The sequence below is a fragment of the Mesorhizobium sp. WSM4814 genome (assembly GCF_055811595.1).
In genome coordinates, this window is the sequence record NZ_JBVVQT010000012.1 from 151,152 (window position 1) to 164,967 (window position 13,816).

Here is a 13,816-nt window from a genome sequence, read left to right on the forward strand (position 1 = left end):
CGTCTGGAGCATGCGCTATCCACGCCGATTCAGTTTTGGCTCGGATGCCGCCGCGGCCGACAGTATGCTCGCCGGCCCGCTTCGAAACGGGGCGTTTCTATAGGCAAGCAGCAACACCACGATAATGGTGATCTCCGGCGATTTTGACGAGAGCGCGTTGTTCGACAGCGCAGCAAGCAGGAACGTCATGGTGCCGATCCATGCCGGCAGCGGCGCCCCGCGCAGCAACCGGAAAATGAACCAGAACACCAGCCCGATGAAGAGCACGGCTATCGGCAAGCCGAACAGCATGATGATGACCACCGGCGCGCTCTCGATATAGGGTAGATGCAACTTCTCGTTGACGATTGCCAACAGGTCGTCGACGTTCATGCCGAACAGGATGTCTTTCCAGCTGACAAGTCCGAATACCTGGTAGATCGTCACCCGCGCCATGAAGTTTTCGTCAAAGATCGTGTTGCCGAATCGGTTCAGCAGCCCGCCCGAAAACAGTAGGGCCACCAGCACTGCGCCGCCCGCCACGGCGAACAGCAGCACGACAGACTTGGCCTGCCGCTGATGCTTGAGCGACAGGCGCGGCCAGGGCACGAACATCAGCAGGATGAGGGTTTCTGCGGCAGCGAGCAACAGGGCGGCCCGGGCGCCTGATGCAGCACAGCCGACGAGCAATACGAAGATCGCCAGCACCCGCACCCATATGCGCCAGTTCGTCAGCGGTACGAACCCGATGACTGTGGCGCAGAGCGCGCCCAGGGCCAGCGGGTGCGCCGATAGGCCGATCGGCCTGAACTGCAGTTCGTTGAGACCGTAGGGCAGAAATCGATGTTGAGTCACCGCTTCGATCGTGCCCATCACAGCGCTGAGGACCACCATCCCAAGCACGAGGTCGCCCAAGGCACGCCGCACTTGCGCGTTCAGGGCCAGCATCAACAGGCCTGCGGCGCCCGCCACCAGATAGGTATCGATGATAAACCCGGAGGAGCCGGCACGGCCAGTGATGAACAGATACGGCACCAGCGCGAAAATCACTGCAGAATAGAGCAGCAAAGCCTTGAAGATTCCAATTTCGTCGCCTTGCAGCAGAAACGGTCGGCTGAAAAGGACGACAGGAAGCAGCAGGAAGATAGCATAGGTGCCGACATGCAGTTTCTCGTAGAACGAACCGCCGTCGGCGGTATAGTCGACGACCATGTTCATGATCTGCGGTGAGACCGTGAAGCGGAGCAAGAACGCCAACGCAGCGCACAGGAAAAACAGCAGCGACAGCGCGTTCTGACGGCGCGCCTGGCTGGATCGTTCCGATACGGCAGCGGGATAGCTCATGGCCGATCCAAGTGAAGGTATTCAAACGCCATTCTGGCCAACGAGATCCATTCAAGGGACGGCTGAACGGACGTGGTGCGTGACTCGGCAAAATATGCCAACTTGGAAAATGACATGTTAACGATCTTTCTGTAGTGCTGGTCCGCGTAGCGAATAACCAGAGTTAGCACCATGTCCGCCGCTTCCGGCACAACCCCTCCCTCTGCAGCGGGTTCCGACGTCAGCGCGTTCGAGCGGATCGCCAATGCGCGGCGCGCCAGCAGGGCAAGGCTGCAACAGGATGCTCCGGTCATGGCACGCCCCCCTGCCCCTGTCACTCCGCCCACGCCCGAGCCTGTCCCAACGGTGACGCTCGACAAGATCGGCGATTTCCTCGAGCTCGATTTTCGACGCCTGTTTGTCTGGCTGCGTGCCGGGCTCGTCTGGGCATTGATGCTGGCAGTAGCCGGCGGCGTCATCGGCGCCGCCTACGGGTTGCTGAGCAAACAGCGTTATACCGTTACGACGGAAATCCTCATCAATCCTGCCAATTTGCAGGTTGTGGAAAACGATGTCTACTCGCAACCGGGCCAGGTCGACAGCCAAATACTGAACGCGCGCAGCAAGCAGCGCATCTTGACCTCCGGCAACGTGCTTGCACGTGTGGTGGACGAACTCGGTCTCGCCAATGATCCGGAGTTTTTCGATCCGGACCAGACCGCTTCCACCTCTGGTGCTGCAGCGAGTGGCGGCAAGTCCGATCCGAAGCTTATCGCCCAGAAAAGCCTGGCGCAGCGGGTCAGCGTCGCTGCAGATGAAACCTCGTTCGTCACAACCCTTGCGGTATCGGCAGAAACCACCGGCAAGGCGATCCTGATCTCGCAAGCCATGGTGAAGGCTTTCCAGGAAGAACTGGCCAAGTCCGAAGCTGCTGGCGCCGGCCGTGCCGCAGCTGCTCTTGAGGGCCGGCTCGGCCAACTCAAGCGCGACGTGCAGGCAGCCGAAGAGAAGGTCGAGAGCTACAGGCGCAGCCACAATTTGTCGGCCAGCAATGGCCAGCTTGTCAGTTCGCAGACGATGACGCAGCTCAATAGCGAAATTGGCGAGGCGCAATCGCGCGTCATCGCGGCGCAGGCAAGTTACGACGCCTTGGTTGCTTCCGGTGTCAATGGGGCCAATCCTGACCCCGCGGTTTCGGCAGCACTCTCAGTGTTGCGCGACAAGGCGAATGGCTTGCGGCAGCAGATCGATTCTCAGTCCATGACCTATGGTCCGCGCCACCCGACGATCGTCCGGCTCAGGACAGAATTCGAAACCGTCAGTTCTCAACTCAGGGCGGAGTTCTCGCGCACGGTCGGCACGGCAAAAGCCAACCTGGACAAGGCCAACGCCTCGTTGGCTTCTCTCACCGCCAGGATGAACGATCTGAAGAACAACGTTTTCACCGACAGCGAGTCCCAGGTCGCCCTGCGTGAGCTTGAACGCGACGCCGCCTCGAGAAGGGCGGTTTATGAAAGCTTCCTGTCTCGCGCGCGCCAAATCACCGAGCGCGAGCAGATCGACACCACAAATGTGCAGGTGATTTCCACCGCGGTGCCGCCACCGGGGCGCTCGTGGCCGCCCCGCACCCCTGTGACGGCAGGCCTGGGAGCTTTCGCCGGCTTTGCTCTGGGCATGCTGCTGGCCATTGCCATGGGTATCGTTCGCGACATGCGCCAGCCGCCGAACCGATCAGGCATCGGCGTCAGCCGAGCCTGAAATCCAGGCATGGCGAAGCGCATTGTCTTTCACATCGCCAGTCTCAGGGGCGGCGGCGCCGAGCGTGTCTTCGTCCTCATGGCAAACGAATTGGCATCGCGTGGGCACGATGTCACCCTTTTTACCTGGAACGCGCAAGGACCCAACGCCGCGCTGCGCTCCCCCGCCGTGCATCTGGTCGATTTCGACCTTCCCATCCGGGGCGAGGGTTACGGCAAGTGGGAGACGCTGAAAGGCATCGTGCGAAGCGCAGGTTTGTTCAGCCGCCTTGCTCCGCATGCGGTCTACAGCGCCCCGGAATTTGCCAATCTGGTCGTGGCGCTGGCGCTTCTCCTGGCGCGAAGCCGGGCGCGGTTCTTTCCAAGCTTCCACGCAGCCGCCTCACTGCCTTCCAGCAGTCTCGGCGCGAGAATAGCGGTCTGGCTTTCCGCGCTGGTTGCAGCGCGCGCAACCAAAGCCATCGCCGTCTCAGCGGGTGTCGGCCGCGACATTGCGGCCCGCGGCTTTCCCAAATCCAAAATTGTCGTCATCAACAATCCGCTGCCGCCGGTTGCGACGCTCGAACAAGATTCCCGTGCATGGCAGGCACAGCTGGCGACGATGAGCGATGGCCCGGTCATCGCCACCGCCGGGCGCCTGGTGCCGGTCAAGGACCATCGGACCCTGCTGCGGGCTTTCGCTATCCTGCGCGCCGGCCGCCGCGCTCGACTTGTCATCTTCGGCGAAGGTCCGCTGGCTGCCGAGTTGCGCGCCTATGCCGAGGAAACCGGTATCGGCGCGGACGTGCTCTTTGCTGGCTACGTCAACGACCCAGCCGCCTGTTATGCCGCAGCCGATCTGTTCGTGCTTTCCTCGACGAGCGAAGGCTTTGGCAATGTGCTGGTCGAGGCCATGGCTGCGGGAGTCCCGGTAGTCTCCACAGATGCGCCACATGGCCCGCGCGAGATTCTCGGTGACGGTCGTTTCGGCGCCCTGGTGCCGGTCGGCAATGCCGCGGCTATGGCAAAGGCGATTGCTGATATGCTGGACAACCCCACTTCTGCCACCACCCTGAAAAGCAGGGCAGCGGATTTCGAAGTTGAAAAGATCGGCGATCTGTACGAAGCACTGCTCTAATGCATGTCGCCCAAAAGCATGCCCCGGGCCTGACCCGAGGGTGCGCAGCGGTTTTTAACGGAGTGCTTGAATGAGACATGTGTGGCGTTGGTTCGGCCCGGTCGACAAGGTGACCATCGCGGACGCGCGTCAAGCCGGGGCGCAAGGCATCGTCACGGCCCTTCACCACGTTCCTCACGGCGCCGTCTGGCTGCCCGCCGAAATCGAAAGGCGTCAGCGCGAAGTCGCATCCTTGCCGGATGGAAGCGCAAGCGAACTGAGCTGGGAGATTGTCGAAAGCCTGCCGGTTTCCGAAGCGATCAAGACGCAGGTCGGCGAATGGCGCAGCCATCTAGCCAACTACAGGACATCGCTGGAAAACCTGGCGCGAGCCGGCATTTCGGTCATCTGCTACAATTTCATGCCCGTGCTCGATTGGACCCGCACCGATCTTGCCTGGCGCCTGCCGCATGGCGGCACCACCATGCGCTTCGATCTGATCGACTTCGCCGCATTCGACATCCATATCCTGAAACGCCAGGCGGCGCTCGGCGACTACACACCGGAGATCGCCGCCGAGGCGGAGCGCCGATATGCGCAAATGGATGACCATGCACGCAAGGTTCTGGCAAAAAGCGTCAATTCCGGCCTGCCCGGCTCGACCGAAGACACGTCTCTCGACGGGCTCGCGGCTCAACTGTCAAACTATGACCGCATCGACGCAACAACCCTGCGCCGGCATTTCGTCGATTTCCTGGCGGAGGTCGTGCCCACGGCCGAACGCCTCGGCCTGCGACTCTGCTGCCACCCCGATGATCCGCCGTTTCCGCTGCTCGGCCTGCCGCGCATCATGTCGACTGAGGCCGACTACAGCTACGTTCTGGACGCAGTCGACAGCCCGGCCAACGGCGCGACGCTGTGCACCGGATCGCTCGGCGCAAGACCCGATAATGATCTGCCCGGCATGATCGAGCGGATGGGGCCAAAAATCCATTTCGCCCATCTGCGCAATGTGCGCAAGGAAGCGGCCGGCACCCCCTGCTCGTTCCACGAGGACGAGCACCTTGCCGGCGACACCGACATGGTGGCGGTGGTGGCGGCGCTGCTTCGCGAGGAAGTGCGGCGCAAAGTGGAAGGACGCCAGGACGCCATCATCCCGATGCGCCCCGACCACGGCCAGGATATCCTCGATGACCTGACGCGCGGGGCGCAGCCCGGCTATCCGGCCATCGGTCGGCTCAAGGGATTGGCCGAGCTCCGCGGCGTCGAACATGCCATTCGCAGGTCGACATCAGGAGAGCCGATCTCCACTTACACCGCATAATCCAGAGGGAAATGCCACAGGCCGGTCCGCGACCTGTGCTCGTTAAACATGCCATCTTCGACCGCTGGGCGTCCGGCAGTCCGCCTCCGGCCTGACGGCACCTTTTCACCCATTTGCGCGGACTTGTGTATAATAACACCATGCGGCTTGAGTCCGATTGCAATCCGCTAGGTTACGCTAGTTATTGGTCCACCCGCAGCCGGTGTTGAGAAGAACTCCTGGAGGCGGTTGGGAATTCATATCCTGGGAGGAAATTGAGATGAGAAGATTCGCCGCCGCTCTGGCCGCCGCCGCCGCCGTCACGCTCTATTCGTTCGCCGCGGGCGCGCAAACCTATCCCGAACGCACCATCACCGTGGTGGTGCCGTTTTCGGCCGGCGGCCCGACCGACACGGTCACGCGCCTCGTCGCGGAAGCCATGTCGAAGGATCTCGGCCAGCAGATCATCACCGAGAATGTCGGCGGCGCGGGCGGCACGCTGGGCGCCGGGCGCGTCGCGCAGGCCGAGGCCGACGGCTATACGCTGCTGCTCCATCATATCGGCATGGCAACCAGCGCCACGCTGTACCGAAAGCTCGCATACGACACGTTGAACAGCTTCGAATATGTCGGCCTCGTCACCGAGGTGCCGATGACCATCGTCGGCCGCAAGGACCTCGAGCCGACCGACCTGAAGGGACTGGTCGACTACGCCAAGGCCAACAAGGATACCGTCACCGTCGCCAATGCCGGCATCGGCGCGGCCTCGCATCTGTGCGGCATGCTGTTCATGAGCGCGATCGGCACGCCGCTGGTCACCGTGCCCTACAAGGGCACCGGGCCGGCCATGACCGATCTTCTCGGCGGCCAGGTCGACATCATGTGCGATCAGTCGACCAACACCACCAAGCAGATCCAGGGCGGCACGATCAAGGTTTACGCCGTCACCTCGGCTGAACGTCTCGATGTTCTGCCGGACGTCCCGACGACTACGGAAGCCGGTCTCCCGGAGGTGCAGGTCGGCATCTGGCACGGCCTCTACGCGCCCAAGGGCACGCCGGCCGAGGTCACCGAACGCCTGTCGAAGTCGCTTCAGGTCGCGCTGAAGGACCCGAATGTCGTCGCCCGCTTCGCCGAGCTCGGTACCAAGCCATCGCCTGAAGCTGATGCAACGCCGGCCGCGCTGAAGGCCAAGCTGGAGGGCGAGATCGCGCGCTGGAAGCCGATCATCGAAGCCGCCGGCCAGTACGCCGACTGAGATTTTGAACGGGGCGCCCACCAGCGCCCCGTTTTTTTCACACCGGCCCCATTTTCACACCGGCATTGGCGCGCCCGCGGCGCGGGCCTGGGAGGACGTCATGAAACCCTTCACAATCGACACGACCAACGGCATATGCGCCGCGCTGTTCATCTTCCTCGGCGGATTTTTCGCGCTGCAGTCGCTCGACCTCGAAATCGGCACCGCCTTCCGCATGGGACCGGGCTATTTCCCGCTGGTCCTGGCAATCGTTTTGATCCTGCTTGGCGCCGTCATCCTCGTCGAAGCGGTGCGCTTCGAGAGCGAGCCGATCGGCCATGTAGCCTGGCGCGGCATGCTGTTCATCCTGCCTGCCCCGATCTTCTTCGGCCTGACCGTGCGCGGCCTCGGCTTCCTCCCCTCGATCTTCCTGACGGCGCTGATCGCATCCTTTGCCAGCGGTCGCATGAGGCCGCTGACCGCGCTCGTGCTCTCCGCCGGCCTGACGCTGTTTGCGTTCCTCGTCTTCAGCTATGCGCTCGGCCTGCCGTTCCGGCGCTTCGGCCCGTGGCTGCAGTTTTGAGGAGATGAACATGGAACTCCTCGACAACCTCGCGCTCGGTTTTTCGACGGCCTCGTCGCTGGCAAATCTCGGTTTCTGCCTGATCGGCGTCCTTCTCGGCACACTGATCGGCGTTTTGCCCGGTATCGGCGCCACCGCCACCATCGCCATGCTGTTGCCGATCACCTTCCAGATCGGCGACCCGGTTTCCTCCCTTATCATGCTCGCCGGCATCTATTACGGCGCGCAATATGGCGGCTCGACCACCGCCATCCTCATCAACATGCCCGGCGAATCCTCGTCGGCCGTCACCGCCATCGACGGCTACCAGATGGCCAAGAACGGCCGCGCCGGGGCGGCACTCGCCATCGCAGCGATAGGCTCGTTCTTCGCCGGCACGGTGTCGACCTTCCTCGTCGCCGTCTTTGCCCCGCCGCTGACGGCGATCGCGCTGGAATTCGGCGCGGCCGAGTATTTTTCGCTGATGATCGTCGGCCTCGTCTCGTCCGTCGCGCTCGCCCACGGCTCGATCGTCAAGGCGCTGGCGATGGTCGTGCTTGGCCTGCTGCTCGGCATCGTCGGCACCGACATCTACACCGGCACGCCGCGCTTCACGCTCGGCATCCGCGAATATGCCGACGGGCTGAATTTCGTCGCGGTGGCGGTCGGCGTCTTCGGCGTCGCCGAGATCCTGCGCAACCTCGAAAACGAGCACGAGCGCTCGGTGATGATCCGAAGCGTCTCCGGCCTGATGCCGACCCGCGACGACTTTCGCCGCATGGCGGCGCCGATCGTGCGCGGAACCGTCATCGGTTCGGCGCTCGGCATCCTGCCGGGAGGCGGCGCGATCCTTGCGGCCTTTGCCTCCTACACGGTCGAAAAACGCATCTCGAAAAACCCCGGGGAATTCGGCAAGGGCGCCATCGAAGGCGTCGCCGGACCGGAATCGGCCAACAATGCCGGTGCGCAGACCTCCTTCATCCCGATGCTGACGCTCGGCATTCCGGCCAACCCGGTCATGGCGCTGATGATCGGCGCGATGATCATCCAGGGCATCGTGCCCGGCCCCAATGTCGCGATCGAACAGCCGGCGCTGTTTTGGGGCATCATCGCCTCGATGTGGATCGGCAATCTGATGCTGATCATCTTGAACCTGCCGCTGATCGGGCTTTGGGTGAAACTCCTGACGATCCCCTACTACGTGCTCTTCCCGATCATCATGGCGTTCTGCTCGATCGGCGTTTACAGCGTCAACACCAACATCTACGATCTCTACGCCGTCGCCTTCTTCGGCTTGCTCGGCTATCTCCTGACCAAGCTGCGCTGCGAACCGGCGCCGCTGCTGCTCGGCTTCGTGCTCGGCCCGCTGCTCGAGGAAAACCTGCGCCGCGCCATGATTCTCGCGCGCGGCGACCCGACCACCTTCGTGACGAGGCCGATCAGCGCCGGCCTGCTGTTCATCGCCTTCGCCGTGCTCGTCATCGTCTTCCTGCCGGCGGTCAAGAAGAAGCGCGAAGAGGTGTTCGTGGAGGAGAATTAGCGAAAAGTCACGCGGCCGCCTGTCTACCGGCGCGGCCGCCGATGCGGGCTCCGGTTTCCGCATCGAACAGAAAGACGGCGGTATCCTGGAAGGTGATGCCGATCGGCTCATCCATGTCGTAGTGCGCCAATTTATCGGCCTTGACGGTTACGGTGGCCCCACCGAACTGGCAGGTGATCAAGGTATGATCGCCGATCAGTTCCACGGCATAGACCCGCGCCGCAATCTTGCCCTCCGATGGCGCCGTGACCCGGCAATCTTCGGGCCGGAGGCCGGCAGTGACCTTTTTCCGGCTTTCGGCAACGCTGGTCGCAAATCGCCCTTCCGCGCAGGCGAAGCTACCCTCGACCAGCTCGCCGTGGAGAAAATTCATCGGCGGCGAGCCGATGAAGCCGGCGACGAACAGGTTCGCCGGATCGTCGTAGATCTGACGGGGCGTCGCGATCTGCTGCACGACGCCGCGGTTCATGATGGCAACGCGGTGAGCCAGGGTCATGGCCTCGATCTGATCGTGAGTGACGTAGATCGTCGTCACGCCCAGATCGGCCTGCAAGCGTTTCAGTTCCGAGCGCATGTGGCCGCGCAGCTTGGCGTCGAGATTGGAGAGCGGCTCGTCCATCAGGAACACGCTCGGCCGCCGCACCATGGCGCGGGCGAGCGCGATGCGTTGCCGCTGACCGCCGGAAAGCTGCCGTGGATAGCGGTCGAGGAACTCCTCGAGATGCACCTTGACGGCGGCGCTGCGCACGGCGGCGTCGCGCTCAGTGCGCGGCACGCCACGAAGCTTCAGCGGATATGCGATGTTCTCCGCAACCGTCATGTGCGGATAGAGCGCGTAGGACTGGAACACCATCGCCACGTCGCGATATTTGGGCAGCACGTGGGTGACGTCGCGGTCGCCGATGAGGACGCGGCCGGAACTCACCGATTCAAGCCCGGCCACCATGCGCAGCGCTGTCGTCTTGCCGCAGCCTGAAGGGCCGAGCAGCACCAGGAACTCGCCGTCCTCGATCTCCAGGTCGAGCCCTTTGACCACCTCGACCGCGCCGAAGGACTTGTAGATATCGGACAGGGTGACCCGCATATTGACTAGCCCTTCACTGCGCCGACCAGCAGCCCGCGCGCGATGTGCTTCTGCAGGATGCTGGAGATGATGATCACGGGGGCGATCATCACGGTGATCAACACCGACATGTTCCACCATTGCGGCCCGCGGGTCGTGTTCTGTGCCGATACCAGCACCGGCATGGTCTGCGCATCGGCATTGGAGAGGAAGAGGGCCAGCAGATACTCGTTCCAGGCAAGGATCAGCACCAGCAGGAAGGTCGCGACCAGGCCGGACCGCACCAGCGGCAGCGCGATGGTGAAGAAAACGCGGAACTTGGAGGCGCCGTCTATTTGTGCGCTCTCCTCGAGGTCGAGCGGGATGCCGGCGAAGAAATCGCGCGTCAGCCACACCACGATCGGCAGGTTGATGGCGGTGTAGGTGGCGATCAGCGCCACCTGCGTGTCAAGCAGGCGCATCTGCTGGAACATCACGTAGATCGGCAATACGGCGACGATCGGCGGCATGATGCGGTTCGAGATGATCCAGAACTCAATGTCGCTGTTGCCGACCGCAAGCTTCGTGCGTCCAGCGAGCGTGAACAGCGCAATGACGAAGAGGGCTGCCGCCACGACAATGGCGATCTCCCACCGCACGCCGAAAGTGGCCACCGCCACGATGATTGCGGTGAGCAGGATCAGAAAGATTGCAACGGCGGCGAGTTTCACCTGGAAGCGGATACGCACGAGCGCGTAGGCTGCCAGCGAGCCGATCAGGACTGCGAGCAGCGTGCTGGCGACGGCGACAACGACCGAATTCATGTAAGGGCGCAGCGTATAATTCTGCACGAGCATGAAGTCCCATGCCTGAAGCGAGGGAGCAAAGTCGATGAACGGGAGATAGAACGGCCCGTTGTCGACCTCGCCAGGCCCCTTGAAGGACGTGATGAACACCCAGTAGAGAGGAATCACCACAACCAGCGTCCACAGGAACAGCAGCACATAGGTCACCACCCTGGCGACCGGCGCCTGGCTGTCGATCGAGGCCGGCTCGAACAGCCGGCGCGCCAGCGAGCGCGGCTCGGTGCTCATGCTTCGAACCGGCGCGCCGGCCGGACCACGAAGTTGAAGAACGAGACGCATACGATGGTCGAGATGAAGAGCAGCATGTAGCCGATAGCGGCCGAGCCGCCGAGATCCTGGGTGCGCCAGGAAATGAAGGAATGGAGCGTCATCGATTCCGTCGCCAGGCCGGGACCGCCGCCGGTGAGCACGTTCGGCAGGTCGATGATCTTGAAAGCCTCGATGAGCCGGATCAGCACGACGGTAGCGGCAATCGGCGCGATCGCTGGCCAGGTAATGTCGCGAAAAATCTGGAAACCGTTGGCGCCGTCGAGCCGCGCTGCCTCGACCTGATCGCGCGGCTGGTTCTCAATGGCCGCCAGCAGCACGATGAACATGAACGGCGTCCACTGCCAGGTGTCGCCGACCAACACCATCAGGCGCGCCGACCAGGCCTCTGTCGCCCACGACCACTCGCTGATGCCGAAAGCGCGCACGAGCGGGGCGAAAGGCCCCTTCTGCATGTCGGCGAGCATTCGGAACGTGTAGGCGATGCCGACCGGGGTTACCATCAGCGGGATGAAGAAGAGGACGCGAAAGAAATTCCGGCCACGGATCGGTTGGCCGCACAGCAGCGCGAGGCCGAGCCCCAGTGCGAACTGCACGGACACGCCGACGAACACGTAGAGAAGCGTGTTGACGACAGTCCCCGGCACGCCGCCCGGCGCCATGGTGGCCAGCGCAAGAACCGCCAGGCCCATCGCCATCGAGGTCGCCAGAAGCCGACCAACAGTGCCGACGACGGTCGGCCTGCCACGCAACAAGTAGCGGGCGAGGAGGAAAAACAGCCCTGCCGCGATCAAGGCCAGCAAAGCGAATTGGACAAAGCCGAACGTGCCAAACTTACCGAGCAGGTGATACTGCTGCGAGCCGACTAGCAGCTTGCGGAAGTTCAAAAGTCCGATGAATTTCAGCGTGAATCCGCCCGACGCGAGCGCAAAGCGCGAAAGCGCGAGATAGGCCGAGATGATGAGCGGAAAAATCGCGAAGCAGAGAAGCACGACGACGGCTGGCAGCACCATGATCCGGCCTGAGTGACCGTCCAGCCATTCGGCCCAGCTGCGGCGGTCGGCAGCGTCTGGCATCGTGTCGGTTGCGGTCATCATACCCTGAGAAAGTGGGGCAGGCATCAGGCCCGGCGCGGACCGATGCCACGCCGGGTCGTTTGCTTGGCTGCCTATTTGGCGCCGATGGTCGCCTTGTAAAGTTCGAGCTGCTGGTCTTTGCCAACCTCTTCGTTCAGCTCATTCCAGCCTTCCTCGACCGCCGCGACGGTCGCTTCCTTGTCGATTTCGCCGGCGAGGAAGCGCGAGACCGCTTCGTCGAGCACGACCTGCTGGTATTTCTGATTTTGTGGGATGCGCAGGTCGAGGATCATGTTCGGGCTGCTCATGCTGTCGTTGATCGCGCCCAGGTAGACTTTGGCCTCCTCCTCGCTCATGCCGGCCTTCTTCCAAAGGTCGCTGTAGCCGAGCTGCGAGGTGCGGTACGGGTTGAAGCCGGTGCCGCCGACGGTGACGTCGGCATTCGACTGTGCCGGCTGCGTCATGAACGAGAAGTAGGCATAGGCGGCGTCCTTCACCTTCGGATCGGCCGCCGCGTTGATGCCGCCGCCCCAGCCGCCAAAGGCGGCGAATGGCGCATGGTTCACGCCGTCGATCGCGTGCGGGCAGTTTTCTGCCGTGCAGGCCTCTAGCTTGCCGGTGTCCCAGTTCAGGACCTCCTTGGATCCGGGCATGATCGCCGCGCCCCATTTGCCCATCACCTTGGACTGCTTCGGATCGATCGAGATCGTACCCACATCACCCCAGTCGAGGTTCAGCGCGCAGCGACCGGAAGCGAAGAGCGGCCTTGTATCGCTGACGTCGAGGTTCAGCTCGTCCGGCGGGCCGTACTTGGTCGATTCAGACAGGAAGTCGAGCGCCTTGCGGAAGGCGTCGTTGTTGACGAGCGGCGTCATGTCCTTGGTGTTGAAGAAGGTGCCCTGGCTGGTTCCCTTGGACTGGGTCATCGAGCCGACCACATCGGTGACGAACCAATAGCTCTGCGCGTTGCGCTTCTTGGCGATGCAGGAGCCGAAATCCGGCGTGCCATCGCCGCTCATGTCCTTGCCATGCGTGGCCTTGGCGACCTCGAGATACTCGTCCCAGGTTTTCGGCACCGCCAGGCCGGCCGCTTCGAGCACGTCCTTGCGGTAGTACATCATGTGGAAGTCGCCATCGAGCGTGATCATGTAGGTCTTGCCGCTGTACTTCTCGGAGAAGTCCCGGAAGAACGCGCCCACATCGTCCTGCTGGATGTCCTTGTCGGCCTCGACCCGCGGCGTCAGGTCCTCGAGGTAGCCGCCGGCAATGTAGTCGACCATCCATTGCGGGGCGAACACGCCGGCGTCGACCGAGTTGGTGCCGCTCGCCCAGTCGGTGAGAATCTTCTGATAGAGATCCGAGAAGGGCACCGCGATGACATTGATCTTGGCGCCGGTGAGCGCTTCGAACTCGGGCGCGCGCCGCTGCAGCGGCTCCTGAATCGCACCGGTCTGCGTAATGACGTTCACGGTAACCCCCGCAAACGGCTTGTCCTGGGCAAAGGCAGGCGCGCCAACCAGCGCGGCAAAAGCCGAAAAGCCGGCCAGAAAGACCCCAATTCTCATCAGACTTCCTCCCGTGTTGACCGGGACATGTTCCTGCGAACCAAGCCGCCGGTATCTCCCCGTCGGTTGCCGTCGCCAGAGCACGGCACCAACGCTTGCCAAGCACAATATCGGCATCGCGCAGCGAGTCCAGTGCCTTGCCGCGACGGAAGGTGAGCTGCCCCGCGGGCTTCCCGGCTAATGCATGTCGCCCAAAAACGCGC

The 13,816-nt window shown here is 62.9% G+C and carries 12 protein-coding genes; 6 read left to right on the top strand and 6 right to left on the bottom strand.

The genetic code is table 11. The features are described 5' to 3' along the window. Positions 1 to 15 precede the first annotated feature (15 nt). Both AC0L2V_RS19260 and AC0L2V_RS19265 read right to left on the bottom strand, forming a co-directional pair. Positions 16 to 1,323, bottom strand: a complete 1,308-nt coding sequence (locus AC0L2V_RS19260) for a VpsF family polysaccharide biosynthesis protein (protein ID WP_473520915.1) — start codon at positions 1,321 to 1,323, stop codon at positions 16 to 18. Continuing rightward, positions 1,320 to 1,616: a hypothetical protein gene (locus AC0L2V_RS19265; RefSeq protein WP_473520916.1), complete on the bottom strand. Its 297-nt coding sequence runs from the start codon at positions 1,614 to 1,616 to the stop codon at positions 1,320 to 1,322. Before AC0L2V_RS19265 ends, AC0L2V_RS19260 begins: the two co-directional genes overlap by 4 nt. Here AC0L2V_RS19265 and AC0L2V_RS19270 point away from each other — a divergent pair. From AC0L2V_RS19270 to AC0L2V_RS19295, 6 genes are all read left to right on the top strand, one after another. Continuing rightward, positions 1,615 to 3,060 (top strand): GumC family protein, encoded by a 1,446-nt coding sequence (locus AC0L2V_RS19270; RefSeq protein WP_473515554.1) that lies wholly within the window; start codon positions 1,615 to 1,617, stop codon positions 3,058 to 3,060. The genes AC0L2V_RS19265 and AC0L2V_RS19270 overlap by 2 nt on opposite strands. Positions 3,061 to 3,069: 9 nt before the next feature. Beyond that, a complete protein-coding gene (locus AC0L2V_RS19275) occupies positions 3,070 to 4,176 on the top strand; it encodes a glycosyltransferase (RefSeq protein ID WP_473520917.1) in 1,107 nt (368 codons plus the stop codon). A 70-nt stretch (positions 4,177 to 4,246) separates the two neighbouring features. Next, positions 4,247 to 5,479 carry a mannonate dehydratase gene (gene uxuA, locus AC0L2V_RS19280; protein ID WP_473520918.1) on the top strand — a complete coding sequence of 411 codons (1,233 nt, stop codon included), beginning with the start codon at positions 4,247 to 4,249 and terminating at the stop codon, positions 5,477 to 5,479. Positions 5,480 to 5,738: 259 nt separating this feature from the next. Continuing rightward, positions 5,739 to 6,716 carry a tripartite tricarboxylate transporter substrate-binding protein gene (locus AC0L2V_RS19285; protein WP_473520919.1) on the top strand — a complete coding sequence of 326 codons (978 nt, stop codon included), beginning with the start codon at positions 5,739 to 5,741 and terminating at the stop codon, positions 6,714 to 6,716. Positions 6,717 to 6,816: 100 nt separating this feature from the next. After that, positions 6,817 to 7,278: a tripartite tricarboxylate transporter TctB family protein gene (locus tag AC0L2V_RS19290; protein WP_023797766.1), complete on the top strand. Its 462-nt coding sequence runs from the start codon at positions 6,817 to 6,819 to the stop codon at positions 7,276 to 7,278. 10 nt (positions 7,279 to 7,288) lie between these two features. Continuing rightward, positions 7,289 to 8,797 (top strand): tripartite tricarboxylate transporter permease, encoded by a 1,509-nt coding sequence (locus AC0L2V_RS19295; RefSeq protein ID WP_473520920.1) that lies wholly within the window; start codon positions 7,289 to 7,291, stop codon positions 8,795 to 8,797. A gap of 7 nt (positions 8,798 to 8,804) precedes the next feature. Here AC0L2V_RS19295 and AC0L2V_RS19300 read toward each other — a convergent pair whose 3' ends face one another. From AC0L2V_RS19300 to AC0L2V_RS19315, 4 genes are all read right to left on the bottom strand, one after another. After that, positions 8,805 to 9,881 (bottom strand): ABC transporter ATP-binding protein, encoded by a 1,077-nt coding sequence (locus AC0L2V_RS19300; RefSeq protein WP_473520921.1) that lies wholly within the window; start codon positions 9,879 to 9,881, stop codon positions 8,805 to 8,807. Between the two features lie 5 nt (positions 9,882 to 9,886). Beyond that, positions 9,887 to 10,933 (bottom strand): carbohydrate ABC transporter permease, encoded by a 1,047-nt coding sequence (locus AC0L2V_RS19305; protein WP_473520922.1) that lies wholly within the window; start codon positions 10,931 to 10,933, stop codon positions 9,887 to 9,889. Continuing rightward, positions 10,930 to 12,066 (bottom strand): carbohydrate ABC transporter permease, encoded by a 1,137-nt coding sequence (locus tag AC0L2V_RS19310; protein ID WP_473490764.1) that lies wholly within the window; start codon positions 12,064 to 12,066, stop codon positions 10,930 to 10,932. The genes AC0L2V_RS19305 and AC0L2V_RS19310 overlap by 4 nt, the downstream gene beginning before the upstream one ends. Positions 12,067 to 12,140: 74 nt before the next feature. Next, positions 12,141 to 13,613, bottom strand: a complete 1,473-nt coding sequence (locus tag AC0L2V_RS19315; RefSeq protein WP_473520923.1) for an ABC transporter substrate-binding protein — start codon at positions 13,611 to 13,613, stop codon at positions 12,141 to 12,143. Positions 13,614 to 13,816: the final 203 nt, after the last annotated feature.

Excerpts from the sequence above, each read along its gene's own strand:
- AC0L2V_RS19260 (WP_473520915.1), bottom strand. The coding sequence starts at position 1,323 with ATGAGCTATCCCGCTGCCGTATCGGAACGATCCAGCCAGGCGCGCCGT.
- AC0L2V_RS19270 (WP_473515554.1), top strand. The coding sequence starts at position 1,615 with ATGGCACGCCCCCCTGCCCCTGTCACTCCGCCCACGCCCGAGCCTGTC.
- AC0L2V_RS19265 (WP_473520916.1), bottom strand. The coding sequence starts at position 1,616 with ATGACCGGAGCATCCTGTTGCAGCCTTGCCCTGCTGGCGCGCCGCGCA.
- AC0L2V_RS19275 (WP_473520917.1), top strand. The coding sequence starts at position 3,070 with ATGGCGAAGCGCATTGTCTTTCACATCGCCAGTCTCAGGGGCGGCGGC.
- uxuA (WP_473520918.1), top strand. The coding sequence starts at position 4,247 with ATGAGACATGTGTGGCGTTGGTTCGGCCCGGTCGACAAGGTGACCATC.
- AC0L2V_RS19285 (WP_473520919.1), top strand. The coding sequence starts at position 5,739 with ATGAGAAGATTCGCCGCCGCTCTGGCCGCCGCCGCCGCCGTCACGCTC.
- AC0L2V_RS19290 (WP_023797766.1), top strand. The coding sequence starts at position 6,817 with ATGAAACCCTTCACAATCGACACGACCAACGGCATATGCGCCGCGCTG.
- AC0L2V_RS19295 (WP_473520920.1), top strand. The coding sequence starts at position 7,289 with ATGGAACTCCTCGACAACCTCGCGCTCGGTTTTTCGACGGCCTCGTCG.
- AC0L2V_RS19300 (WP_473520921.1), bottom strand. The coding sequence starts at position 9,881 with ATGCGGGTCACCCTGTCCGATATCTACAAGTCCTTCGGCGCGGTCGAG.
- AC0L2V_RS19305 (WP_473520922.1), bottom strand. The coding sequence starts at position 10,933 with ATGAGCACCGAGCCGCGCTCGCTGGCGCGCCGGCTGTTCGAGCCGGCC.
- AC0L2V_RS19310 (WP_473490764.1), bottom strand. The coding sequence starts at position 12,066 with ATGACCGCAACCGACACGATGCCAGACGCTGCCGACCGCCGCAGCTGG.
- AC0L2V_RS19315 (WP_473520923.1), bottom strand. The coding sequence starts at position 13,613 with ATGAGAATTGGGGTCTTTCTGGCCGGCTTTTCGGCTTTTGCCGCGCTG.